We start from the raw sequence: 21,013 nt of genomic DNA, 5'->3' as shown, positions 1-21,013 counted from the left end.
GCGCGTCCTTGCCGCAACTTGCCAATCAGGCCGGCGGCGCGCAAGCGAGCTGGATCGTGAATTGTCCGTCGGTAAACGAGGCTGCATCGGTCGCAAGCACCAGCTCTCGCCGTCCGCCGGCTGTGAGGCCAAAGGTTCCCTGCTGCACGATCAGTTGACGGCCGCCCTGCTCGACGCTGCTGACATAGGCCGCCAGCGCCGACTTGCAGCCGCACTCCGCAATCGAGCTGTTCAATTGAAAATCGGCATCGACGCGCAGGAGATTGACGGTCACAACCGGCTTTCCCGCGTCGACTTTCACGCAGGCCGCCAGCTGGTTGTCGATCGTGACGCTTTTGCCGCTGGCGCCAAAGGCCGATCCGCATACGAGTTGCACGAAAATTGCAGCGGTAATGAATTTACGCATAGATATCCCTGCGTTACCTTCCACGCGGAACTTGAGTCGGGTCTGCACTGAACCACTCGCCAGCGGCTGATAGTGTAGCCTGCGTTCGACGGCGCCGGCAAGCGCCGCCAATCGATCCGATGCTTACGCTTTTCGCCAGGGTGAGCTACCCTTGGCGTTGCAACGATCCCGAGGATGTCTCCCATGCTGTCTCCCATGCCCAGAACCTGCCGCCTTTTGCCCCTCCTGCTCATCGGCCTGCTGCCGGCCCTGGCGTCATGCCAGAACGACGTTGCCGCGACACAGCCATCTGGCGGCCCCTGCAAGGCCGAAGCGGCGCAGGCATTGGTCGGCAAGCCGAAGCCGACCGACGACGAGGCGATGCGCCTGACAAATGCGAAGACGGTGCGCCAGATTACGCCCGGCCAGATGGTCACGCAGGATTTCCGCGAAGACCGCGTCACGATCGAAACGGACCCTGCCACCGGCCGCGTCGTCGCTGCAAGATGCGGCTGATCGCCGGGGCCTGGCTACTGCTCGGCGCTATCCTGCTTGTCCCGGCCGGTACGCGCGAAAGCAGGTCGCAGGATGATTTCGCAGCGATGACGCCGGCCGAGCTCAAGAGCAATATCGAGGCCAGTCATCCGGCAGCCTACTATGTTCTCGCGTCGAAGCTGTTCAGTGGCGGCACGCGCGACGAAGCCGTCGTCTGGTTCTATGCCGGCCAGCTGCGCTATCGTTTTCATCTCGCCGCCCATCCCGACCTGCCGGCAGATGGCGACCGGGCGCTTCTCGCTTCGCTGTCCGAGGTAGTCGGCCGTCCGATCAATGAATATGCGGCCGGCAACGTCGAGGAATGGGCAAGCGCCATGCAGGGCGCGCTTGATTGGGACGAGCAGCACGACAACGGCTTCACATCCAAGTCGGCCTATGCTGAACAATGGTTGCAACAGCGCGCCGGCCTTGCCAAACTGCGCGCCAATGTTCGTGCACAGGCGGCCGAGATCCGCCAGCAGCGCCTGGAGAACGGCCTTGAAAACCGCTGAGCCGTCCTAGACGACAGTTTCCGACAGTCCCGGCCCGCCCAGCGTGCTGCGCAGCTTGCTTGCGTGCCTGGCCGGAGGCATGCCGAAAAGCCGGGAATAATCCCGGCTGAATTGCGAGGGGCTTTCATAGCCGACGAGAAAGCCGGCACTCGCCGCGTCGCTCGATCCGGTGACCATGAGACGGCGAGCCTCCTGCATGCGAAGATGCGTGCGGAATTCGAGCGGGCTCATCGTGGTGATGGCCTTGAAGTGCAGATGAAAAGTCGAACGGCTCATCCCCGCGACATCTGCCGCCTGGTCGATCGGGCAGGCATCGCGGAAATTGGCGCGTATCCACAATATCGCCCGCGATATCTGGTTCAACCGGCTGTCGCGGCGCGCCATGTGGCGAATGACGTTCCGGCTGCTACCCGTGAGCAGGCGGTAGAGCATCTCGCGGATTGTCAGCGGCCCCAGCGCCTCCAGATCCCGCGGCGCGTCGAGCAATGCGGTCAGCCGGACAGCCGCATCCAGCAGCTCCGGCGAGGTTGCATTCAAGGTCAGCCCGGCCGGCGAGATCTTCGGTTCGGCCTGTTCGTCGGGATAGCGGATCGCCAATTCGCCGAGCTCCGCCATGTCGAGGTCGAGCTGCAGGCAAAGATAGGGGCGATCCTCGCTTGCCTCGACGACCGAGCCCATGACCGGCAGGTCCACCGAGGCGACCAGGAAGTGGGCGGGGTCGTAGACGAAGGATTTCGTGCCCAGTGCCGCCTGTTTCCGTCCCTGCGCGACGAGGCAGACCGTCGGTTCGTAGATGACCGGCATCGGCGTGGTCGGCTGGGATGCCCGGATCAGCTTGACGCCCTTGAGGCCACATTCATGGGTACCGTCCGCGGGCGCGTGGCGGGCTATCGCGGCGGCAAGGATATCGAGCTTCCCGATGGTCATCTTCTTGCGCGTTCCTTGATCTGGACAGAGGTTTTTTACACCAATCGGATGATCCGGCAAGTTTTCCAGACAATCAAGCTACCCCATCGGAGGCGGCAATTGCGAGGCTGGAGGCATCGCAACTTCTGAAGGAGGCAAACATGGGCAACCATTTCAAGTCCACCAATTGGCTGATGGCCGTCATCCTGCTCGCATTCACGCTTGCCGCGGCCCCGGCCAGTTCCAATACCGCCGCCGACACGGCCGAAAGCCGCAACGAGGCGATCGTTCGCGAGGCATTCGACGGCTGGAGCAAGGGCGAGAACGTCTTCAGGATCCTGTCGCCGCAGGTGAAGTGGACCATCATGGGATCAGGCCCGATAGCGGGCGTCTATAACAGCCGGGACGATCTCGTCGGTCGCGGCGCCGGGCCGCTGGTGAGCCGCCTCGCCGGCCCATTGAAGCCCGTCCTGCATCATGTCTGGGCTTCGGGAGACAAGGTGATCATCAGGTTCGACGCCAGTGCGCCGACATCCTCGGGCGCCACCTACAGCAACAGCTTCGTCTGGATCTTCACGATGAAGGATGGCGAGGTGACGGAAGCCGAGGCATTCCTCGACCTCGTCGCCTATCAGGACGTGCTCGACAACAATTCGCCACGGTCGCAGTAATCTCGCCCGTTTTCCCCGGCCGGGACTACCCGGCCAAAGCGGCCGGCGCGCCTCGTACAAGGCCGCCTGCCGATTCGATGAAGCCGATGACTTCGTCCAGCCCTTGCCGGCGCAGCATGTCGGTGAAGACGAACGGTTTCGCTCCGCGCTGGACCTGCGCATCGCGGTTCATCACATCGAGATCGGCGCCGACATAGGGCGCGAGGTCCTTCTTGTTGATGATCAGCAGGTCGGAGCGCGTAATTCCGGGGCCGCCCTTGCGCGGGATCTTTTCGCCCTGGCACACCGAAATGACATAGATGGTGATATCAGCCAGATCCGGGGAGAAGGTCGCGGCCAGATTGTCGCCGCCGGACTCGATGAACACGATGTCGAGATCCGGGTGGCGGCGGTTCATCGCCGCTATCGCCTGAAGATTGATCGTCGCATCCTCGCGTATGGCGGTGTGGGGACAGCCGCCTGTCTCCACGCCCATGATCCGGTCTTCCGGCAGGGCCTGCAGGCGATTGAGGATGAGCGCGTCTTCCTTGGTGTAGATATCGTTCGTCACCACGGCGAGCGAATAATGCGCGCGCATCGCCTTGCACAGCATCTCCGTCACGGTGGTCTTGCCCGATCCCACGGGTCCGCCTATGCCGACGCGCAAGGGTCCATTGTTGAAGCTCATGATCTGAAAATCCTCGAATATTGCGTTTCATGCCGCATGGCCATGATTTCGGACATGATGGCGGCGCTGCCGAGATCGGCGAGCGACGAGCGGCAGCCCCGCTCCGCAACGCCCACCAGGCGATGCTCCAGGCCGGCCAATATGGCCACGCCGTCCTTCTGGCCAAGGGGAACGAGCCGGATGGCGCCCTGCACCAGATTGGCGACGAAACTGTGCAGATAGGCCGAAAGCGAAGCCTTCATGTCGATGCGATGCGCGCCGGCCAGCGCGCCGACCGCGACCGGCATTGCCGCTTGGCTCGGCAGGCTCTGCAGGATCGGATGCGGCCAGGCGCGGGCGGCAGCGAGAAAAGCCTCGCCCTGCAGCATCGTCTCCATATGGCGCTCGCTTGAACCGGCCATCGCTTCGGCAAGTTCGCAGATATCCACCCAGTCGGACTGTTCCCGAGCCCCCTGCTCGCGGTTGGCCAGCCGGTAGCTCCCGGCAAACAGCACCGCATCGTTCCAGGCCGAGCCATGGCCGAGGAGATCGACCAGCCATTCATGCAATGAACCGCGATCGACGACCAGCCCGTCATGCACCGCCCGCTCGATGCCATGGCTATAGGAGAAGGCCCCGACCGGGAACGCCGGGGACAGCCATGTCATCAACCGCAGCAGGGCGACATTATCAATCATGATGGTGGTCGTGCCCATCATGCCCATGCCCATGACCATGCCCGTGATAGGCGCCGCGCAAGGGCTGGAACGTCCCGACGACTTCCTTTACCTGCGCGCCCAGTCCCTCGAGCATCTGCTTGATGACATGGTCGCGGAGGATCAGGATATGGTCGTCCTCCAGCTGCGCCGGCAAATGCCGGTTGCCGAGATGCCAGGCCAGTTCGACGAGATGCTGCCGGTTGCGCGGCAGGACTTCGAACAGCGCTTCCTCTGCCGCGACGATCTCCGCCATGCGGCCGTCTTCAAGGACGAGAACGTCGCCATGGGCAAAGGCCACCGGCTCCGGCAGGTCGATCAATATCCTTTCGCCCTGCTGCAGGCTGATCACCTTGCGCCGCAGGTGACGTTCATCATGGGCAAGCACGACGCGATCGAAGGGAATGCCGTGATATTGGCCGTGATGATGGTCGATGACACGTTTCATTTCATATTCCTCCACGGTTGGGCTTCCGGCGGCGCCTAGAACAGGAAATAGCGCTGCGCCATCGGCAATTGGGTCGCGGGCTCGCAGGTGAGCAGTTCACCATCGGCACGCACTTCATAGGTTTCAGGGTCCACCTCCACATGCGGCGTGGCGCTGTTGTGGACCATCGACGCCTTGGATATGCCGCCACGGGTATTTTCGACGGCGACGAGCTGCTTTTCCACGCCGAGCCGCTCGGCAAGACCCGCCTCGATGGAGGCCTTGCTGACGAAAGTCACCGACGAGGCAGTAAGATTCCTGCCCAACGCGCCGAACATCAGCCGGTAGTGCACCGGCTGCGGCGTCGGTATCGAGGCATTCGGATCGCCCATGGGCGCGGCGACGATGGAACCGCCGAGCAGCACCATATCCGGCTTGACGGCAAAGAAGGCAGGGTTCCACAGCACCAGATCGGCGCGCTTTCCAACCTCGACGGAGCCGATATGGGCGGAAACGCCATGGGCGATGGCGGGATTGATCGTATATTTGGCGATATAGCGCTTCACCCGGTAATTGTCGTTGTCGCCGGTTTCCTGCGGCAGCGCGCCGCGCTGGCGCTTCATCTTGTCGGCCGTCTGCCATGTGCGGATCAGGACTTCCCCGACCCGGCCCATGGCCTGGCTGTCCGACGATATGATCGAAAAGGCGCCGATATCGTGCAGGATGTCCTCGGCGGCGATCGTTTCCTTGCGGATGCGGCTTTCGGCGAAGGCGACATCCTCCGGTATGGAGGCCGACAGGTGATGGCAGACCATCAGCATGTCGAGATGTTCCGCAATCGTATTGTGCGTATAGGGCCGGGTCGGGTTGGTCGACGAGGGAATGACATTGGGCAGGCCGCAGATCTTGATGATGTCCGGCGCATGCCCGCCGCCCGCGCCCTCGGTGTGAAAGGCATGGATGGTCCGGCCCTTGAACGCCGCGACAGTATCCTCGACGAAGCCGGACTCGTTCAGCGTGTCGGTGTGGATCATCACCTGCACGTCGAAGGCATCGGCGACCGCGAGGCAATTGTCGATCGCCGCCGGCGTCGTGCCCCAATCCTCATGCAGCTTCAGGGAACAGGCGCCGCCGAGGATCATCTCCTCCAGCGCCTGCGGACGCGAGGCATTGCCCTTGCCCGACAGGCCGAGATTCATCGGAACGCCGTCAAAGGCCTGGATCATGCGGCCGAGATGCCATGGCCCCGGCGTGCATGTCGTCGCCAGCGTGCCATGGGCCGGGCCAGTGCCTCCGCCGAGCATCGTCGTCACGCCCGACATCAGCGCCTCGTCGATCTGCTGCGGGCAGATGAAATGGATATGGGCGTCCATTCCGCCCGCCGTCAATATCCTGCCTTCGCCGGCGATGATCTCCGTTCCCGGCCCGATGACGATGGTCACGCCGGACTGCGTATCCGGGTTGCCGGCCTTGCCGATGGCGGCGATCCGCCCGTCGCGCAGGCCGACATCGGCCTTGTATATGCCGGTCGCATCGACGATCAGCGCATTGGTGATGACGGTATCGGCAGCGCCTTCGGCACGGGTCACCTGGCTCTGCCCCATCCCGTCGCGGATCACCTTGCCGCCGCCGAACTTCACCTCCTCGCCATAGAGCGTGAGATCCTTTTCGACCTCGACGAAAAGCTCCGTATCGGCAAGCCTCACCTTGTCGCCGGTGGTGGGGCCGAACATTCGCGCATAATCGGACCGGGAGATATTCAAGGGCATGGTAATTTCTTCCTGTTCAGAGCTTTCCCATGATCTTCTGCTGAAAACCATAGATCGTCCGGTTGCCGCCGATGGGGATCAGTACGACGTCGCGCTCCTGGCCCGGTTCGAACCGGACCGCGGTGCCGGCGGCGATGTCCAGCCGCTTGCCCCGCGCCCGTTCCCGGTCGAAGACAAGCCCCGCATTCGTCTCGTAGAAATGATAATGCGAGCCGACCTGTATCGGGCGGTCGCCGCTATTGGCGACCTTCAGGACAGTGGTTTCCGCACCGGCATTGAGCTCGATGTCGCCGGCGGCGGTGATGATTTCTCCCGGTATCATCGCTCAGCCTCCGATACCGGCTGCCAGGCACAGGCTGGCGAGCGCGGTAGCGGCGCCCGCGGTGCGAATGGCGATCCTGCCGAGGCCGTCGCCGAAGGCGATGCCGACGCCGTGCAGCACTGCCGTGGCGAGGGCGAAGCCGCCGGCATAGGCAAGCGCTCCGGCCGATCCCATCTCGCCGCCATGGGCATAGCCATGGAACAGCGCGAAGAAGCCGACGAGCGCGGCGCCGACGGCAATGTCCACCTTCAGCGCGACTGCCGCGAGCAGGCCGATGACCACGCCGGAGGCGAGGATCGCCGGTTCCACGAAGGGCAGGCTGCCGCCGAGAAGCGCGAGGAGGAAGCCGGCCATCATGGCGACCACGAAGGCCGCCGGCACGAGGAAGCGACCGCGCGGCGGAAGCAGTGCTGCCCACAGGCCGACGGCGACCATCGCCAATATATGATCGAGGCCGGAGACCGGATGGGTGAAGCCGGCGGCAAACGAGCCGTGCTCCACCGGATCGAGATGGGCGAGCGCCGGCGTCGCCAGAAACAGCATTGGCAGGAGGATGAACGCAGTTTTTCTCATGTCGGGTATCCCTTCTGGTCTCGCAGATTATCGGATCGGTTCGTGAACGGTGACGAGCTTGGTCCCATCGGGAAACGTCGCCTCGACCTGCACGTCATGGATCATTTCGGCGATGCCTTCCATCACCTGGTCGCGCGTGATCACATGGGCGCCGGCCTCCATGAGCTCGGCGACCGGGCGGCCGTCCCTCGCACCCTCGACGACGAAATCGGTGATCAGCGCTATCGCCTCCGGATGATTGAGCTTCACCCCCCTTTCGAGGCGGCGGCGTGCCACCATCGCAGCCATGGATATCAGCAGCTTGTCTTTCTCGCGCGGCGTAAGGTTCATTCGTTATTCCTCTATATCGACCAGACTCTGGGCAATGGCCGCCCCCGGTTAAGCAATGCCAGCAGCGGCAGCAGCCGCTTGCGCAGCTGGTAGGCATCGACATCCACCAGTCGGGCGAGCAGCTTGCCCATCCAGAAGGAAGCGCCGCCAAGCGCGCCGACGATCGAGCGCACCGGCTCCAGCAGCTTCTCGGCAGCGTCCGAAACCAGCAGGATCGTCGCCACCGCGCCATTGCCGCCGATGAGGGCGGGCCGCTGCATCGATTCGCCGTTGCTGGCGTTCAGCACAAAATTCTCCGCATGGATCAGCCGGCCGTTGCGGCGGATGCGCCATTGATCGGAAAAGCGCACATCGTTCACGACCTCCCCCATGGCCCGGCGGCCGAATATGGTCGATTCGACCAGCAGCGCCTCCGCATTTTCCGCAAGATCGACCTCGAGCCGGCGCTGCAGCGCGGAATTGTCGAAGAGGATAGCCTCCTGCGGCAACCATGCGGCATAGGCGCCGCGCCCGGCCCTTATCGAGGTGGTTACATTTGCAACCATCCCGTCCGAAGCCCGGTAGATCTTCTCGCAGGCCTGGGTCGTGAGCTGCGCGGAACAATGATCCGCGAGGTCGAAAGACCATCCGAGCCTGTCGCCGCCGGTCAGGCCACCGGCGGTATTGATCATCACGGCCTCCATCGCGCCGGTTTCGGACTGCGGGAACCGCAGTTTCGCACAGCCTTCCTGATAGAGGCCGGCTATGCGCGTCCTGCCGTTCGCCTGCTTCAACGACAGGGAGCCCTCGCCCGACGCACGCTGCGCCGACGGGCGGAGCAGCGGCCGCTCTTCAGTCGTTGCAAGGTGATGAATGTCCAACCGAGCCCCCAAAAGCCTAGACGGTCAAGTGCCGCCGCGCCGCTGCCGTATCCAGAATATCGGCAGCGCCTTCCAGCACGATCTCGCCACGATCCATGATGAGGACATGGTCGGCGAGTTCGCGGCAAAAGTCGAGATATTGTTCGACCAGAAGAACGGCCATGCCCATGGAATCGCGCAGATAAACGATGGCCCGGCCGATATCCTTGATGATTGAAGGTTGTATTCCTTCCGTCGGCTCATCCAGAACGAGCACTTTCGGACGCATCACCAGCGCGCGGCCAATCGCCAGCTGTTGTTGCTGCCCGCCCGATAGATCGCCGCCGCGCCGCGCCATCATGCTGTGTAGCACCGGAAACAGGCTGAAGACATCGTCCGGAATGGTTCTGTCCCGCCGCGCCAGCTGCGCAAAGCCGGTTTCGAGGTTCTCCTTCACCGACAGGAGCGGGAATATCTCCCTGCCCTGCGGCACATAGCCGATGCCGCGCCTGGCCCTCGAATAGGGCGCGAGGCCATCGATCGGCCGGCCGTCGAGGGATATGCTGCCGGAGCTGGTCGTGTGCTGGCCGGTGATGGCGCGCAACAGGCTGGTCTTGCCGACGCCGTTGCGGCCGAGCACGCAGGTGATGCGGCCGGGCGCCGCCGTCAGCGAGACCCCGCGCAGCGCCTGCGCCGCGCCATAATGCAAACCGATATTGTCGACCGCAAGCATGTTTCACCTGCCCAGATAGTTTTCAATGACGTTGGGATCGTTGCTGACGAAATCGATCGAGCCTTCGGCGAGCACCGATCCTTCCGCCAGGCAGGTCACCCGCACATCGAGATCGCGGATGAAGCCCATGTCGTGCTCGACGACGACGACCGCCCGCGTCCTGGCGATCTCCTTCAGCAGAACGGCCGTTTCCGCCGTTTCGGCATCGGTCATGCCGGCCACCGGCTCGTCGACGAGGAGAAGCTTCGGCTCCTGCGCCAGCAGCATGCCGATTTCCAGCCATTGCTTCTGGCCGTGGCTCAGATTGGCGGCAAGCTCGTCTCTCCGGCCGGTCAGCCGGATGGTCGCCAGTATCTCGTCGATCCGGTCGCTGTCGCGCGCGGTCAGCTTGTAGAACAGCGTCGCAAACGGGCTGCGGCCACGGTTCAGCGCCAGCTCGAGATTGTCCCAGACCGTATGGCTCTCGAACACGGTCGGCTTCTGGAACTTCCGCCCTATGCCCAGCCGCGCGATGCCGGCCTCGTCCCGGGTGGTAAGGTCGATCGTATCCTCGAAGAACACCTGGCCGCTATCGGGCCGCGTCTTGCCGGTGATGATATCCATCATCGTGGTCTTGCCGGCGCCGTTCGGCCCGATGATGGCGCGCAGTTCGCCCGGCGCAACCACGAAGGACAGCGCATTCAGCGCCTTGAAACCATCGAAGGAAACCGAAACATTGTCGAGATAGAGCAGGCTTCTCGGGCTTGTGTCCATGATGGGCTCCTATTCCGCCGCCAGAGGTTCGGCATCGGCCACGGCCGGCTTCGGCCGTTCAGCCGCCGGTTCGGCCTTCTTTCGCGGCGTCATCTTGTCCCGCAGGGTGCCGACGATGCCCTTCGGCAGGAACAGCGTCGTCGCGACGAACAGGCCGCCCAGCGCGAATAGCCAGAATTCGGGGAACTCGGCGGTGAATACGCTCTTGCCGAGATTGACCAGCACCGCGCCGAGCACGGGGCCGATGAGCGTCCCGCGGCCGCCGACCGCCGTCCAGATGACCACCTCGATCGAATTGGCCGGGGCGAACTCGCCGGGATTGATGATGCCCACCTGCGGCACGTAGAGCGCGCCGGCGACCCCGGCCATCATGGCCGAGACGGTGAACATCAGCAGCTTGTAGTTCTCGGGCCTGTAGCCGAGGAACCGGGTGCGGCTTTCCGCATCGCGGATGCCGACGAGGACCTTGCCGAACTTGGACCGCACCAGCAGCGAACTCACCAGCAGCGCCAGCGACAGCGCCAATGCCGAGGCGACGAAGAGGCCGAGCCGCGTGCCCTGCGCCTGGAGGTTGAAGCCGAGCAGCTCCTTGAAATCGGTCAGGCCATTATTGCCGCCAAAGCCCATCTCGTTGCGGAAGAAGGACAGGAGCAGCGCATAGGTCATGGCCTGGGTGATGATCGACAGGTAGACGCCGGTCACCCGCGAGCGGAAGGCGAGCCAGCCGAAGACGAAGGCAAGCGTTCCCGGGACGAGGAGGACCATCAGCGCCGCGAACCAGAAATGGTCGAAACCATACCAGTACCACGGCATTTCCTGCCAGTTGAGGAAGACCATGAAATCAGGCAGCAGCGGATTGCCATAGACGCCCCGGGAGCCGATCTGGCGCACGAGATACATGCCCATCGCATAGCCGCCGAGGCCGAAGAACGCCGCATGGCCGAGCGACAGGATACCGCAGAAGCCCCAGACCAGGTCGAGCGCCAGCGCCAGCAGGGCATAGGTCAGGTATTTGCCGAACAGCGATACCGCATAGGTCGGCACGTGGAAGGCGCTCTGCGCCGGCACCAGCAGGTTGAGCGCCAGCACCAGAATTGCAACCGCCATGATGGCGCCGGCAAAGAGCACGATGTTTCGGTGCGACGAACGTCTTATGGATGCTGAAATCATGCTTCGACCGCCCTGCCCTTGAGTGCGAACAGGCCGCGCGGCCGCCTCTGGATGAAAAGAATGATCAGCACCAGCACCAGTATCTTGCCGAGCACGGCGCCCGCATAGGGCTCCAGCAGCTTGTTGACGATGCCGAGCGAGAACGCGCCGACGAGCGTGCCCCAGAGATTGCCGACGCCGCCGAAGACCACCACCATGAAACTGTCGATGATGTAGCTCTGGCCGAGATTGGGCGACACATTGTCGATCTGCGACAGCGCCACGCCCGCCATGCCGGCAATGCCCGAGCCGAGCGCGAAGGTCAGCGCATCGACCCACGGCGTCCTTATGCCCATCGAGGAAGCCATGCGCCGGTTCTGCGTCACCGCCCGCATCTGCAACCCGAACCGCGAATGCTTGAGCAGCACGAGCAGCGTCACGAAGACGGCGAGCGAGAAGACCACGATCCACAGGCGATTATAGGTCAGCGTCAGGCCGCCGAAATCGAAGCCGCCAGACATCCATGTCGGATTGCCGACCTCGCGATTGCTCGGCCCGAAGATCGAGCGGATGGCCTGTTGCAGGATCAGCGATACGCCCCAGGTCGCCAGCAGCGTCTCCAGCGGCCGGCCATAGAGAAACCGGATGACACCGCGCTCCAGCAGGAACCCGGCAAAGCCAGCGACAAGGAAGGCGGCCGGCAGCGCCAATGCCAGCGACCAGTCGAACCATTGCGGAAAGGAGGCGCGGATGACGTCCTGCACGACATAGGTCGTATAGGCGCCGATCATCACCATCTCGCCATGGGCCATGTTGATGATGCCCATCACGCCGAAGGTGATGGCGAGGCCGATCGCCGCGAGCAGCAGCACCGAGCCGAGCGAGACGCCATACCAGACATTCTGCCCCATGTCCCACCATGCCTGCCGCGCCTGAAGATCGCCGATGGCGCGGTCGATGCCGAGGCGCAGATCGCCATCCGCGCCGGCGCGGAAGGACGACAGAATCGACATGGCGTCCCTGTCGCCGCGCGCGGCTATCCGCTCTATCGCGCCCTGCTTTTCCGCTATGGACCGGTCCGACTTCAGCAGTGCCGCCGCTTTCGCATCTTCGAGGGCGCTGCGGATTTCCGCATCCGTCTCGCTTGCCAGCGCCGTCTCCACCAGCTCGAGGGAATCGTCCGCCGGCGCCGCGAACACCGCTTTCGCCGCCTGCAGCCGGGCGGCCCTGTCCGGGCTCATGAGGCTCAGCGCGCCGATGGCGGTCCGCACCGCGCGGCGAAGATTGTTATTGACGCGGATGCGCTCGAACCCGGCTTTCGGCGCATCGCCCGCCGCCGCTCCCGTCAGCGCATCGGTCAGTGCCAGGCCGGAACCCTTTTCGCTGGCGATGAACACCGTGCCGTCCGACTTGCGCGCATAGAGCGCGCCATCGCCAAGCGCTTCGAAAACCGGCACCAGACGCAGATCGCCGCTGCGCGCGAGTTGCTGCACCCCTTTCGCGACCTGCGCGAAATTGCCCTTGCCGAGACCGTCTATGCCCGCGCGCAGGTCGTCAGCCCGCGCGCCTGCTGCGGCAGCGACGGCGAGAAGGAGCATCAGGACGATTCTGATTGCGATCTGCATGGCTAACGAGGGCGACGGGCCCTGTCCTCTGTGAGATTGAAGTGGGGGCCGCGGCTGATCCCGCGACCCCGCTGGAAGCGTGTCAGGAACCCTTGCCGCCGCACTTGCCGCTGACGACGTTGAAGTTTCCGCACGACATCGGCTTGCGCCAGTCGGAGATGAGATCCTTCGAGTCCGGCAGATAGTCGGACCATTCGTCGCCGACCACGAGGCCGGGCGTTTCGAACACGGTCTCGAACTGGCCATCGGTCTGGATTTCGCCGATGAGCACCGGCTTGGTGATGTGGTGGTTGGGCATCATCGTGGAATAGCCGCCGGAAAGGTTCGGCACCGAGACGCCGACGATCGAATCGATCACCTTGTCGGGCTCCGTGGTGCCGGCGGCCTCGACGGCCTTAACCCACATGTTGAAGCCGATATAATGCGCTTCCATCGGGTCGTTGGTCACCCGCTTGTCGTTCTTGGTGAAGGCCTTCCAGGTCTTGATGAACTCCGCATTGGCGGGCGTGTCGACCGACTGGAAATAGTTCCAGGCCGCGAGATGCCCGACCAGCGGCGACGTGTCGAGGCCGGCGAGCTCTTCCTCGCCCACCGAGAAGGCGACGACGGGAATGTCCTCGGCCTTGACGCCCTGATTGCCGAGCTCCTTGTAGAAGGGCACGTTGGCATCGCCATTGATGGTCGAGACGACGGCGGTCTTCTTGCCGGCAGAGCCGAACTTCTTGATGTCGGACACGATCGTCTGCCAGTCCTTGTGGCCGAACGGCGTGTAGTTGATCATGATGTCCTCGGCCGCGACGCCCTTGGCCTTGAGATAGGCTTCGAGGATCTTGTTCGTGGTGCGGGGATAGACATAGTCGGTGCCGGCCAGAACCCAGCGCTCGACGCCTTCGTTCTCGGCAAGGTAGTCGACGGCGGGAATGGCCTGCTGGTTCGGAGCGGCGCCGGTGTAGAATACGTTGCGCTGGCTCTCCTCGCCCTCATATTGCACCGGATAGAACAGGATATTGTCGAGTTCCTCGAAGACGGGGAGGACCGATTTGCGCGAAACGGAGGTCCAGCAGCCGAAAACCGCCGCCACCTTGTCCTTTTCGATCAGGTCGCGGGCCTTTTCGGCAAAAAGCGGCCAGTCGGACGCCGGATCGACGACGACGGCCTCGAGCTTCTTGCCGAGCACGCCGCCCTTCTTGTTCTGCTCGTCGATGAGCATTAGCATCGCATCCTTGAGCGTCGTCTCGGAAATCGCCATCGTTCCCGAAAGCGAATGGAGGATGCCGATCTTGATCGTGTCTTCCTGGGCGAAGGCGCCTTGAAACGCCGTCGCGGCCAGCATGCCGGCCAAGGCCGCCGCATGGATGCTTGTCCTGATTTTCATGTCTGATCCCCTTTTTTGCTTTGTCTGGCGCCGGAGGGCTGTGGCTTCAGCCGTTCGGGCGTGCTACCGGCCACTATCGGACAGGCGGGATCGAAGCCACATACGTTAAACGACGTAGCCGGCATGACCGAACATTGCATGTCGGCGCTTCCTTCCCGCGGCAAAGCCGTGCTTAAGTGGCCCGGATGAAATCAGGGGAAGCCAGGGTGTATGGTTGCGCGTCAACGCATCATTCCCGTAAGACGCGAGTACAATCGCTGGGTTGCGGATCAGACGCTGGAAGACTACGCGCTGCGCTTCACCGCCAAGAGCGCCCGGCGCTATTCCTCGCAGCGCATCGCGCAGACGGCGATCGGGGCGATATCGTTTCTCGCGCTTGAGGCGATCGGCGCGACGATCACCCTTTCCTACGGCACGACCAATGCCATTGCCGCAATTCTCGTCGCCTGCGCGCTGATGCTCGCGATCGGCCTGCCCATATGCCGCTATGCGGTTCGCCACGGCGTCGATATCGATCTCCTGACGCGCGGCGCGAGCTTCGGCTATATCGGCTCGACCATCACCTCGCTGATCTATGCGAGCTTCACCTTCCTGCTCTTCGCCATCGAGGCGTCGATCATGTCGGGCGCGCTCGAACTGGCATTCGGCATTCCGCTGTGGGCCGGCTACATCATAAGCTCGGTCGCGGTCATTCCCCTCGTCACCTATGGCGTGCGGATGATCAGCAAGTTCCAGCTGGCGACGCAGCCGTTCTGGATCATCCTGAACGTCGCGCCCTTCATCGTCATTGCGCTGGTCGACTGGGAAAAGTTCGACCTCTGGCGGGCATTTGGCGGCATAGCATCGCCCATGGCATCGTCCATGGCATCGTCCGGAACCGGGGAAGAACAGCGGATGATCGCGCCCTTCGTCCTGGCGCAGTTCGGCGCGGCGAGCGCGGTGATACTGGCCCTGATGGCGCAGATCGGCGAACAGGTGGATTTCCTGCGCTTCCTGCCGCCCGACGGCCACCGCAACTGGCGCCAGCGCATCGCGATCTTCCTCGCCGGCCCCGGCTGGGTGATCATGGGCGCGCCCAAGCTCCTCGCCGGCTCCTTCCTCGTGGTGCTGACGCTGAGCAGCGGCGTCCCCCTCGAAAAGGCCGCAGATCCCTCATGGATGTACCTGACGGCATTCGGCTACATGACCCCTTCCACCACCCTCGCGCTCGTCCTCATGGTCGTCCTCGTCGTGGTCTCGCAATTGAAGATCAATGTGATGAACGCCTATGCGGGATCGCTCGCCTGGTCGAACTTCTTCTCGCGCCTGACCCACAGCCATCCCGGACGGGTGGTGTGGCTGATGTTCAACGTCATGATCGCGCTGCTGTTGATGGAACTCGGCATCTACCGGCTGCTGGAGGAGACGCTCGGCATCTTCTCGCTGGTGGCGATGGCATGGCTCTGCACCATTTCCGCCGATCTCTTCGTCAACAAGCCGCTGGGGCTGGCGCCGCCCGGCATAGAATTCAAGCGCGCGCATCTCTACGATCTCAACCCGGTCGGCCTCGGCGCGATGGGCGCCGCCACCGCCACGTCGCTTGCCGCGCATTTCGGCCTGTTCGGCGCCATGGCAGCGGCGCTGGCGCCCTTCATCGCCCTTGCCGTGTCCTTCCTGGTCTCGCCGCTGATAGCCTGGTGGACGAAGGGCAGATATTACCTCGCCCGCACCGCCCCATCCCAATGGCGGAAGGTGCAGACGCTGCAATGTTCCATTTGCGAGCATCCGTTCGAGACGGAGGACATGGCCTGGTGCCCGGCCTATGCGGCGCCGATCTGCTCCCTCTGCTGCTCGCTCGACAGCCGCTGCCATGATCTGTGCAAGCCGACGGCTTCCACCAATGCCCAGGTCAGCGCCGTTGCCGCGTCGCTGTTGCCGGAAAGGGCGATCCGCGCCCTCGGCTCGCGGCTGGGGCGCTACGCCCTCACCGTATCGGTCTCGCTCACCGGCATAGCGGCGGTGCTGGCGATGATCGCCTACCAGACCAGCGGCCCGGCCGACGCATCCGCCGTGGTGCACCGGACGCTGCTGATCGTGTTCTTCGTTTTCGCGGTGGTGAATGCCATTGCCTGCTGGTTCTACGTGCTCGCCCATGACAGCAGGGTCTTCGCCGAGGAGGAATCCTCGCGCCAGAACACGCTGCTGCTCAAGGAAATCGCCGCGCATGAGAAGACGGATGCCGCGCTGCAGGAGGCGAAGGAGGCCGCCGAGGCCGCAAACCGCGCCAAGAGCCGTTATGTCGTCGGGCTGAGCCATGAACTGCGCACGCCGCTCAATGCGGTGCTGGGCTATGCGCAGATATTGGAGCGCGACGAGACGATACCCGCGCCGCGCCAGGCCGCGATCCGCGTCATCAAGCGCAGCGCCGACCATCTCTCCGGGCTGATCGACGGATTGCTCGACATTTCGCGGATCGAGGCCGGCCGCCTGAAAGTGTTCTCCAACGAGATCAATCTTGGCGATTTCCTCGACCAGATCGTCCAGATGTTCCAGCCGCAGGCGGATGCGAAGAAGCTCATCTTCAAGCACAGCCGCTCCGCCGGAATGCCGGTCTTCGTGCGCACCGACGAGAAGCGCCTGCGCCAGATACTGGTCAATCTCCTGTCGAATGCGATCAAGTTCACCGATGGCGGCACCGTCACGTTCGACGTCTCCTACCGCAGCCAGGTCGCGACCTTCACCATCAGCGATACGGGGCGCGGCATCCCCGAAAGCGAATTGCCGAGGATCTTCGAACCGTTTCACCGCGGCGAGGCCGAGAACATTCGGCCCATGCCGGGCCTCGGCCTCGGCCTCACCATCACGCGGCTGCTGACCCAGACGCTCGGCGGCGAGATCCTCGTCGACAGCACCCATGGCAAGGGTTCGACCGTCCGTGTCCGGCTCATGCTGTCCGCCGTCCTGCGGCCGCAGATCCCGGCATCGCCGTTGCGCAGGATCCGCACCTATTCCGGCCAGCGCCGCACCATCGTCGTCGTCGACGACAATGAGGATCATCGCGAAATGGTGCGCGAAATCCTTGCGCCGCTGGATTTCGTCGTCCTCACCGCCGCCAGCGGGCCGGAATGCCTGACGCTCATCGAAGGGGTGAAGGCGGATCTCTTCATCATCGACATATCGATGCCGCAGATGAATGGCTGGCAGCTCGTCTCCCGCCTGCGCGAGGCGGGAGATAAATCGCCCATCATCATGCTTTCGGCCAATATCGGCGATGGCCCTTCCTCCGAGCAATCCGACCAGCACAACGACACGCTGGCCAAGCCCTTCGACGTGCGGCAGCTGCAGGACCGGATCGCCCGCCTGCTGGGGCTGGAATGGGTCTATGAAGACGCCTCGCCCCAGCCGCCGGCACCGGAAGACCGCCCGCTCGTCAGCCCCGGCGAAACCCACCTGCGCGAATTGATCCGCCTCGGCGAGATAGGCTATGTCCGCGGTATCGAGATGAAGCTGACGGAACTTGCCAGGCTGGAAGAACATCGCCCCTTTGCCGACGAAGTGAGGCATTATGTCCAGGCATTCGACATGGCCGGCTATGAACGTTTCCTGCTCGACCTGGTGCACAACAAGGAAAGCGGCCACCGTGACTGAAGCCACCCCGCGCGATATCGTGCTGATCGTCGACGACTCGCCCCAGACGCTGGGCTTCCTGACCGACGCGCTGGAGCAGGCGGGATCGTCCGTGCTCATCGCCACCTCCGGCGCGGCCGCGCTGAAGGTCGTCGAGCGCATCACGCCCGACCTCATCCTCATGGATGCGGTCATGCCCGACATGGACGGCTTCGAGACCTGCCGCAAGATCAAGAGTACCGCCTCGGTGGCGCAGGTGCCGGTGATCTTCATGACCGGCCTTTCCGAGACGGAGCACATCGTTCATGCGCTGGAATCCGGCGGCGTCGACTACCTGACCAAGCCCATCAATATCGACGAGCTGCGGGCGCGCATCCGCGTCCACCTCGGCAATGCCCGCTCCGCCCAGAACGCCCGCGTGGCGCTTGATGCGGCGGGGCGGCATCTGCTGGCGATCGGCCGCGACGGCAGGCCGCGCTGGACGACACCGCAGGCGACGCATCTGATGGAGCAGACGCTGGGCAGGGCCGAGGAGGCGCATCGGCTCATCAGCGACAAGGTGGCGGCATGGCTGCGGGAGCGCGCGGCCGAACGCGCCGGCGCCCGCGACGAAACCGTCGAGATCGACGGCGCCATGGGCGGGCTGCACCTCACCTATCTCGGGGCGCTGACCGCCGACGAATATCTGTTCCGCCTGACGCTGGCGAACCAGGCCAGCGGCGATGAATTGCTGCGCCAGAGCTTCGGCCTCACCCAGCGCGAATCGGAGGTGCTGCTGTGGATAGCCAAGGGCAAATCCAACCGCGATATCGGCGAGATCCTCAATCTCAGCGCCCGAACCGTCAACAAGCACCTGGAACAGATCTATGTGAAAATGGGCGTCGAGAACCGCGCCACGGCAGCGGTCAAGGCGGCGCATGTCCTGCACGACCGTTGAGGCGGGCTTTCCAGGGCTCGATCGTTACTGACCCGTGAATACTGCCAATTGTGCCGCAAAGGCGCGTGCATAGGCCGGGCGTGCTTCGCCGCGGGCGACATAGGCCGACAGATTGGCATGGTCTTCCACGATACCGGACCCGCCCAGCCGTTGCAGCACCGAGATCATCAGCAGGTCGCCGGCGGTGAAGGTGCCCTCGAGCCATTCCTTGTCGCCAAGCCAGCGGGAAAGCTCGCCGAGCCGTTTGCGCACGTGCTCCTCGACGACGGACAGGCGCTGTTCGTACCAGGGCTCACCGCGCTCCAGCAACACGGTCGTCGACCGGTCGATAATGGGCGGCTCCACCGTGTTGAGCGCCGCGAACATCCAGGTGATGGCGCGCGCCCGCCCCTTCGCATCGTGCGGCAGCAGACCGCCATGGCGCTCCGCGACATGCAATATGATAGACCCGGATTCGAACAGAGCGAGATCGCCATCCTCATAGGTCGGGATCTGCCCGAATGGCTGGAGCGCGAGATGCGCCGGCTGCTTCAACGCCTGGAACGACAGAAGCCTGACATCATAGGGCTGGCCCACTTCTTCCAGCGCCCAGCGGACGCGCGTATCGCGCGCCAGGCCCTTGCCTCGGTCCGGCGACCGTTCGAATGCGGTGATAATGGCGGTCATCGGCGACCTCCTACGGTTGATCTCATGGCGTTTCTCCTTCGTTCCATTGCTCAAAGGACGAAGGACAAGGCGAGATCCCGACATCCGGCCGCCAATTAAACCGGGGACTGCCATCTCTCGTTCTCCGGGCCCTGAACGGGGGCAAACTGGCCCATGCGGTGGGATAGATTCTCGGCCTAAAAAAATATTTTGCCCTGCAAGCCAATGATTTCGCTCATTCTTCCTTCCGGCACGCAAAAAAACTTATCCCCCCTGTTTGAAGCCGGGGTATTCTGCACAAATCCTTTCCAGTGGGGGAGCAGCTTCCGGAGCTGTTTCGATTGCTGGGAAAGGGTGGCGTTGCTGAATAGTCGGAAGTGACAACCCCGATTGACCAGCAAACTGCAGAAGGAAACGGAGGTGGCGCTTCGTTTTCCGGGTTGTTGCGTCTGACAAGCGCAATGATAGCAGGCAAAGACGTCGCGGGCGGTCTTCGGACCTCGACCCTGATACCACTACTGACGCGCTGAAGACCGCCCGTCTCCCCCCATTTCAATGACCAGACGCGATTTTCGCGGGCGTGGTGAGGATTTTCCGTATTTAACAGGTGTTGCACCACCGTTGCTGCGTCCTTCGACAGGCTCAGGATGAGGGGTTGGGTTTGATTGCAGGGTGGTAATTCGCCAGCTTGAACCTCAGCGCCGGGTTTCATCGTGCGGCGAGACAACCACCGCACGATAGAGATGCCATGTTGCATGGCCGAGGACCGGAATGATGATGGCGAGGCCGACGAACAGCGTCAGGAACCCCACCGCCAGCAGGACCGCGACGATCAGCCCCCACAGCAGCATGGGCAGCGGATTGGTGAACACGGCCCTGGCCGATGTCGCCACCGCGGCATAGGCGCCGACGTCCCGGTCGAGCAGCAGCGGGAACGCGACGACCGTGGTGCACAGCACGAAGAGCGCGAAGACGAAGCCGATCGCATTGCCGACGAGCATCATGTTCCAGCCCTCGGGCGTCGTGAACAACTGGTCGAGGAAGACCGCCAGCGATGCGGGCGCGCTGTCGCCGAAATGGCTCGTATAGACGGCCTGCGCCGTGAGCAGCCATGCCAGAAACGTCGCGAAGAGCATGACGCCGACGGCGATGATCGAGGGGAGCGCGGGAGAGCGCACCACGTTCGTCGCATGGCGCCAGGAGGCGTCCATGTCCAGCTCGCGCCGCCGGCTGATTTCATAGAGGCCGAGCGCCGCAACCGGACCGATCAGCGCAAATCCCGACATCAGCGGAAAAACCAGCGGCAGCGCATTGGCCCCGGCCGACAGGCGCAGCAGCACCAGCCCGGCCACGGGATAGATAAGGCAGAGGAAGACGTAATGCGAAGGCTTGGCCCAGAAATCGCCCAGGCCGCAGCGCAGCGCCGTGAATATGTCGCTAAAGCCGATCTCCCGCACCTCGGGATGAATGATGGTCTCGCCATCGCCGGCTATGACGTGAAAATGTGCCATGATGGTACCTCCCTGATTCATAGAACCGGACAGTCCATGTGGCCGTGCC

At 63.5% G+C, this 21,013-nt stretch carries 22 protein-coding genes; 5 read left to right on the top strand and 17 right to left on the bottom strand.

The genetic code is table 11. The features are described from left to right. Positions 1 to 25 precede the first annotated feature (25 nt). The gene (locus M8997_RS11095; RefSeq protein ID WP_250019926.1) at positions 26 to 517 is read right to left on the bottom strand and encodes a DUF2195 family protein; all 492 of its coding nucleotides are present in this window, start codon (positions 515 to 517) and stop codon (positions 26 to 28) included. 72 nt (positions 518 to 589) lie between these two features. Here M8997_RS11095 and M8997_RS11090 point away from each other — a divergent pair, with 72 nt between their 5' ends. Both M8997_RS11090 and M8997_RS11085 read left to right on the top strand, forming a co-directional pair. Further along, a complete protein-coding gene (locus M8997_RS11090; RefSeq protein WP_250019928.1) occupies positions 590 to 901 on the top strand; it encodes an I78 family peptidase inhibitor in 312 nt (103 codons plus the stop codon). Next, positions 892 to 1,431, top strand: a complete 540-nt coding sequence (locus tag M8997_RS11085; protein ID WP_250019929.1) for a hypothetical protein — start codon at positions 892 to 894, stop codon at positions 1,429 to 1,431. Before M8997_RS11090 ends, M8997_RS11085 begins: the two co-directional genes overlap by 10 nt. Positions 1,432 to 1,437: 6 nt before the next feature. Here M8997_RS11085 and M8997_RS11080 read toward each other — a convergent pair whose 3' ends face one another. Beyond that, the gene (locus tag M8997_RS11080) at positions 1,438 to 2,358 is read right to left on the bottom strand and encodes an AraC family transcriptional regulator (protein WP_250019931.1); all 921 of its coding nucleotides are present in this window, start codon (positions 2,356 to 2,358) and stop codon (positions 1,438 to 1,440) included. A 140-nt stretch (positions 2,359 to 2,498) separates the two neighbouring features. Here M8997_RS11080 and M8997_RS11075 point away from each other — a divergent pair, with 140 nt between their 5' ends. After that, a complete protein-coding gene (locus M8997_RS11075; protein ID WP_250019933.1) occupies positions 2,499 to 3,008 on the top strand; it encodes a nuclear transport factor 2 family protein in 510 nt (169 codons plus the stop codon). Between the two features lie 25 nt (positions 3,009 to 3,033). On the opposite strand, the gene ureG is transcribed toward M8997_RS11075, so the two are convergent. From ureG to urtA, 13 genes are all read right to left on the bottom strand, one after another. Continuing rightward, positions 3,034 to 3,675, bottom strand: coding sequence for an urease accessory protein UreG (gene ureG / locus M8997_RS11070; protein WP_250019935.1), 642 nt, complete (start codon positions 3,673 to 3,675; stop codon positions 3,034 to 3,036). Continuing rightward, entirely contained in the window at positions 3,672 to 4,370 is a 699-nt protein-coding gene (locus M8997_RS11065) for an urease accessory protein UreF (RefSeq protein WP_250019958.1), read from the bottom strand. The genes ureG and M8997_RS11065 overlap by 4 nt, the downstream gene beginning before the upstream one ends. Further along, positions 4,345 to 4,818: an urease accessory protein UreE gene (locus tag M8997_RS11060; RefSeq protein ID WP_250019936.1), complete on the bottom strand. Its 474-nt coding sequence runs from the start codon at positions 4,816 to 4,818 to the stop codon at positions 4,345 to 4,347. Before M8997_RS11060 ends, M8997_RS11065 begins: the two co-directional genes overlap by 26 nt. Positions 4,819 to 4,853: 35 nt before the next feature. After that, on the bottom strand, positions 4,854 to 6,566 hold the full coding sequence (gene ureC / locus M8997_RS11055) for an urease subunit alpha (protein ID WP_250019938.1): 1,713 nt from the start codon (positions 6,564 to 6,566) through the stop codon (positions 4,854 to 4,856). 16 nt (positions 6,567 to 6,582) lie between these two features. Beyond that, complete coding sequence (locus M8997_RS11050; RefSeq protein WP_250019940.1) at positions 6,583 to 6,888, bottom strand: urease subunit beta; 306 nt, start codon at positions 6,886 to 6,888, stop codon at positions 6,583 to 6,585. A 3-nt stretch (positions 6,889 to 6,891) separates the two neighbouring features. Continuing rightward, a complete protein-coding gene (locus tag M8997_RS11045) occupies positions 6,892 to 7,461 on the bottom strand; it encodes a HupE/UreJ family protein (protein WP_250019941.1) in 570 nt (189 codons plus the stop codon). A 27-nt stretch (positions 7,462 to 7,488) separates the two neighbouring features. Next, positions 7,489 to 7,791 (bottom strand): urease subunit gamma, encoded by a 303-nt coding sequence (locus M8997_RS11040; RefSeq protein WP_034503828.1) that lies wholly within the window; start codon positions 7,789 to 7,791, stop codon positions 7,489 to 7,491. Positions 7,792 to 7,802: 11 nt separating this feature from the next. Then, positions 7,803 to 8,645 (bottom strand): urease accessory protein UreD, encoded by an 843-nt coding sequence (locus tag M8997_RS11035; protein ID WP_250019959.1) that lies wholly within the window; start codon positions 8,643 to 8,645, stop codon positions 7,803 to 7,805. Between the two features lie 22 nt (positions 8,646 to 8,667). After that, positions 8,668 to 9,363 carry an urea ABC transporter ATP-binding subunit UrtE gene (gene urtE, locus M8997_RS11030; protein ID WP_250019942.1) on the bottom strand — a complete coding sequence of 232 codons (696 nt, stop codon included), beginning with the start codon at positions 9,361 to 9,363 and terminating at the stop codon, positions 8,668 to 8,670. A 3-nt stretch (positions 9,364 to 9,366) separates the two neighbouring features. Continuing rightward, positions 9,367 to 10,116: an urea ABC transporter ATP-binding protein UrtD gene (gene urtD / locus M8997_RS11025; protein ID WP_250019943.1), complete on the bottom strand. Its 750-nt coding sequence runs from the start codon at positions 10,114 to 10,116 to the stop codon at positions 9,367 to 9,369. Positions 10,117 to 10,125: 9 nt separating this feature from the next. Beyond that, on the bottom strand, positions 10,126 to 11,286 hold the full coding sequence (gene urtC / locus M8997_RS11020; RefSeq protein ID WP_250019944.1) for an urea ABC transporter permease subunit UrtC: 1,161 nt from the start codon (positions 11,284 to 11,286) through the stop codon (positions 10,126 to 10,128). Beyond that, the gene (urtB, locus tag M8997_RS11015) at positions 11,283 to 12,863 is read right to left on the bottom strand and encodes an urea ABC transporter permease subunit UrtB (protein ID WP_250019945.1); all 1,581 of its coding nucleotides are present in this window, start codon (positions 12,861 to 12,863) and stop codon (positions 11,283 to 11,285) included. Before urtB ends, urtC begins: the two co-directional genes overlap by 4 nt. Positions 12,864 to 12,972: 109 nt before the next feature. Then, positions 12,973 to 14,265, bottom strand: a complete 1,293-nt coding sequence (gene urtA / locus M8997_RS11010; protein WP_250019946.1) for an urea ABC transporter substrate-binding protein — start codon at positions 14,263 to 14,265, stop codon at positions 12,973 to 12,975. A gap of 210 nt (positions 14,266 to 14,475) precedes the next feature. Here urtA and M8997_RS11005 point away from each other — a divergent pair, with 210 nt between their 5' ends. Both M8997_RS11005 and M8997_RS11000 read left to right on the top strand, forming a co-directional pair. Then, positions 14,476 to 17,892 carry an ATP-binding protein gene (locus M8997_RS11005; RefSeq protein WP_250019947.1) on the top strand — a complete coding sequence of 1,139 codons (3,417 nt, stop codon included), beginning with the start codon at positions 14,476 to 14,478 and terminating at the stop codon, positions 17,890 to 17,892. Continuing rightward, complete coding sequence (locus M8997_RS11000; protein ID WP_371929549.1) at positions 17,837 to 18,808, top strand: response regulator; 972 nt, start codon at positions 17,837 to 17,839, stop codon at positions 18,806 to 18,808. The genes M8997_RS11005 and M8997_RS11000 overlap by 56 nt, the downstream gene beginning before the upstream one ends. 24 nt (positions 18,809 to 18,832) lie before the next feature. On the opposite strand, the gene M8997_RS10995 is transcribed toward M8997_RS11000, so the two are convergent. Further along, the gene (locus M8997_RS10995; protein WP_250019949.1) at positions 18,833 to 19,474 is read right to left on the bottom strand and encodes a glutathione S-transferase family protein; all 642 of its coding nucleotides are present in this window, start codon (positions 19,472 to 19,474) and stop codon (positions 18,833 to 18,835) included. Positions 19,475 to 20,148: 674 nt separating this feature from the next. Further along, positions 20,149 to 20,964, bottom strand: coding sequence for a DUF2189 domain-containing protein (locus M8997_RS10990; protein ID WP_250020037.1), 816 nt, complete (start codon positions 20,962 to 20,964; stop codon positions 20,149 to 20,151). Positions 20,965 to 21,013: the final 49 nt, after the last annotated feature.

The organism is Phyllobacterium sp. 21LDTY02-6 (genome assembly GCF_023554255.2).
Taxonomy (GTDB): domain Bacteria; phylum Pseudomonadota; class Alphaproteobacteria; order Rhizobiales; family Rhizobiaceae; genus Phyllobacterium.
Note: the sequence above shows the minus strand (reverse complement) of the source record. Positions and strands in the feature narration are given on the sequence as shown.

Bases quoted from the DNA above. Each gene is read 5' to 3' on its own strand.
- ureC (WP_250019938.1), bottom strand. From the start codon at position 6,566: ATGCCCTTGAATATCTCCCGGTCCGATTATGCGCGAATGTTCGGCCCC.
- M8997_RS10990 (WP_250020037.1), bottom strand. From the start codon at position 20,964: ATGGCACATTTTCACGTCATAGCCGGCGATGGCGAGACCATCATTCAT.
- ureG (WP_250019935.1), bottom strand. From the start codon at position 3,675: ATGAGCTTCAACAATGGACCCTTGCGCGTCGGCATAGGCGGACCCGTG.
- urtA (WP_250019946.1), bottom strand. From the start codon at position 14,265: ATGAAAATCAGGACAAGCATCCATGCGGCGGCCTTGGCCGGCATGCTG.
- M8997_RS11080 (WP_250019931.1), bottom strand. From the start codon at position 2,358: ATGACCATCGGGAAGCTCGATATCCTTGCCGCCGCGATAGCCCGCCAC.
- urtE (WP_250019942.1), bottom strand. From the start codon at position 9,363: ATGCTTGCGGTCGACAATATCGGTTTGCATTATGGCGCGGCGCAGGCG.
- M8997_RS11065 (WP_250019958.1), bottom strand. From the start codon at position 4,370: ATGGGCACGACCACCATCATGATTGATAATGTCGCCCTGCTGCGGTTG.
- urtD (WP_250019943.1), bottom strand. From the start codon at position 10,116: ATGGACACAAGCCCGAGAAGCCTGCTCTATCTCGACAATGTTTCGGTT.
- M8997_RS11090 (WP_250019928.1), top strand. From the start codon at position 590: ATGCTGTCTCCCATGCCCAGAACCTGCCGCCTTTTGCCCCTCCTGCTC.
- urtC (WP_250019944.1), bottom strand. From the start codon at position 11,286: ATGATTTCAGCATCCATAAGACGTTCGTCGCACCGAAACATCGTGCTC.
- M8997_RS11085 (WP_250019929.1), top strand. From the start codon at position 892: ATGCGGCTGATCGCCGGGGCCTGGCTACTGCTCGGCGCTATCCTGCTT.
- M8997_RS11005 (WP_250019947.1), top strand. From the start codon at position 14,476: ATGGTTGCGCGTCAACGCATCATTCCCGTAAGACGCGAGTACAATCGC.
- urtB (WP_250019945.1), bottom strand. From the start codon at position 12,863: ATGCTCCTTCTCGCCGTCGCTGCCGCAGCAGGCGCGCGGGCTGACGAC.
- M8997_RS11040 (WP_034503828.1), bottom strand. From the start codon at position 7,791: ATGAACCTTACGCCGCGCGAGAAAGACAAGCTGCTGATATCCATGGCT.
- M8997_RS11050 (WP_250019940.1), bottom strand. From the start codon at position 6,888: ATGATACCGGGAGAAATCATCACCGCCGCCGGCGACATCGAGCTCAAT.
- M8997_RS10995 (WP_250019949.1), bottom strand. From the start codon at position 19,474: ATGACCGCCATTATCACCGCATTCGAACGGTCGCCGGACCGAGGCAAG.
- M8997_RS11075 (WP_250019933.1), top strand. From the start codon at position 2,499: ATGGGCAACCATTTCAAGTCCACCAATTGGCTGATGGCCGTCATCCTG.
- M8997_RS11000 (WP_371929549.1), top strand. From the start codon at position 17,837: ATGAACGTTTCCTGCTCGACCTGGTGCACAACAAGGAAAGCGGCCACC.
- M8997_RS11060 (WP_250019936.1), bottom strand. From the start codon at position 4,818: ATGAAACGTGTCATCGACCATCATCACGGCCAATATCACGGCATTCCC.
- M8997_RS11045 (WP_250019941.1), bottom strand. From the start codon at position 7,461: ATGAGAAAAACTGCGTTCATCCTCCTGCCAATGCTGTTTCTGGCGACG.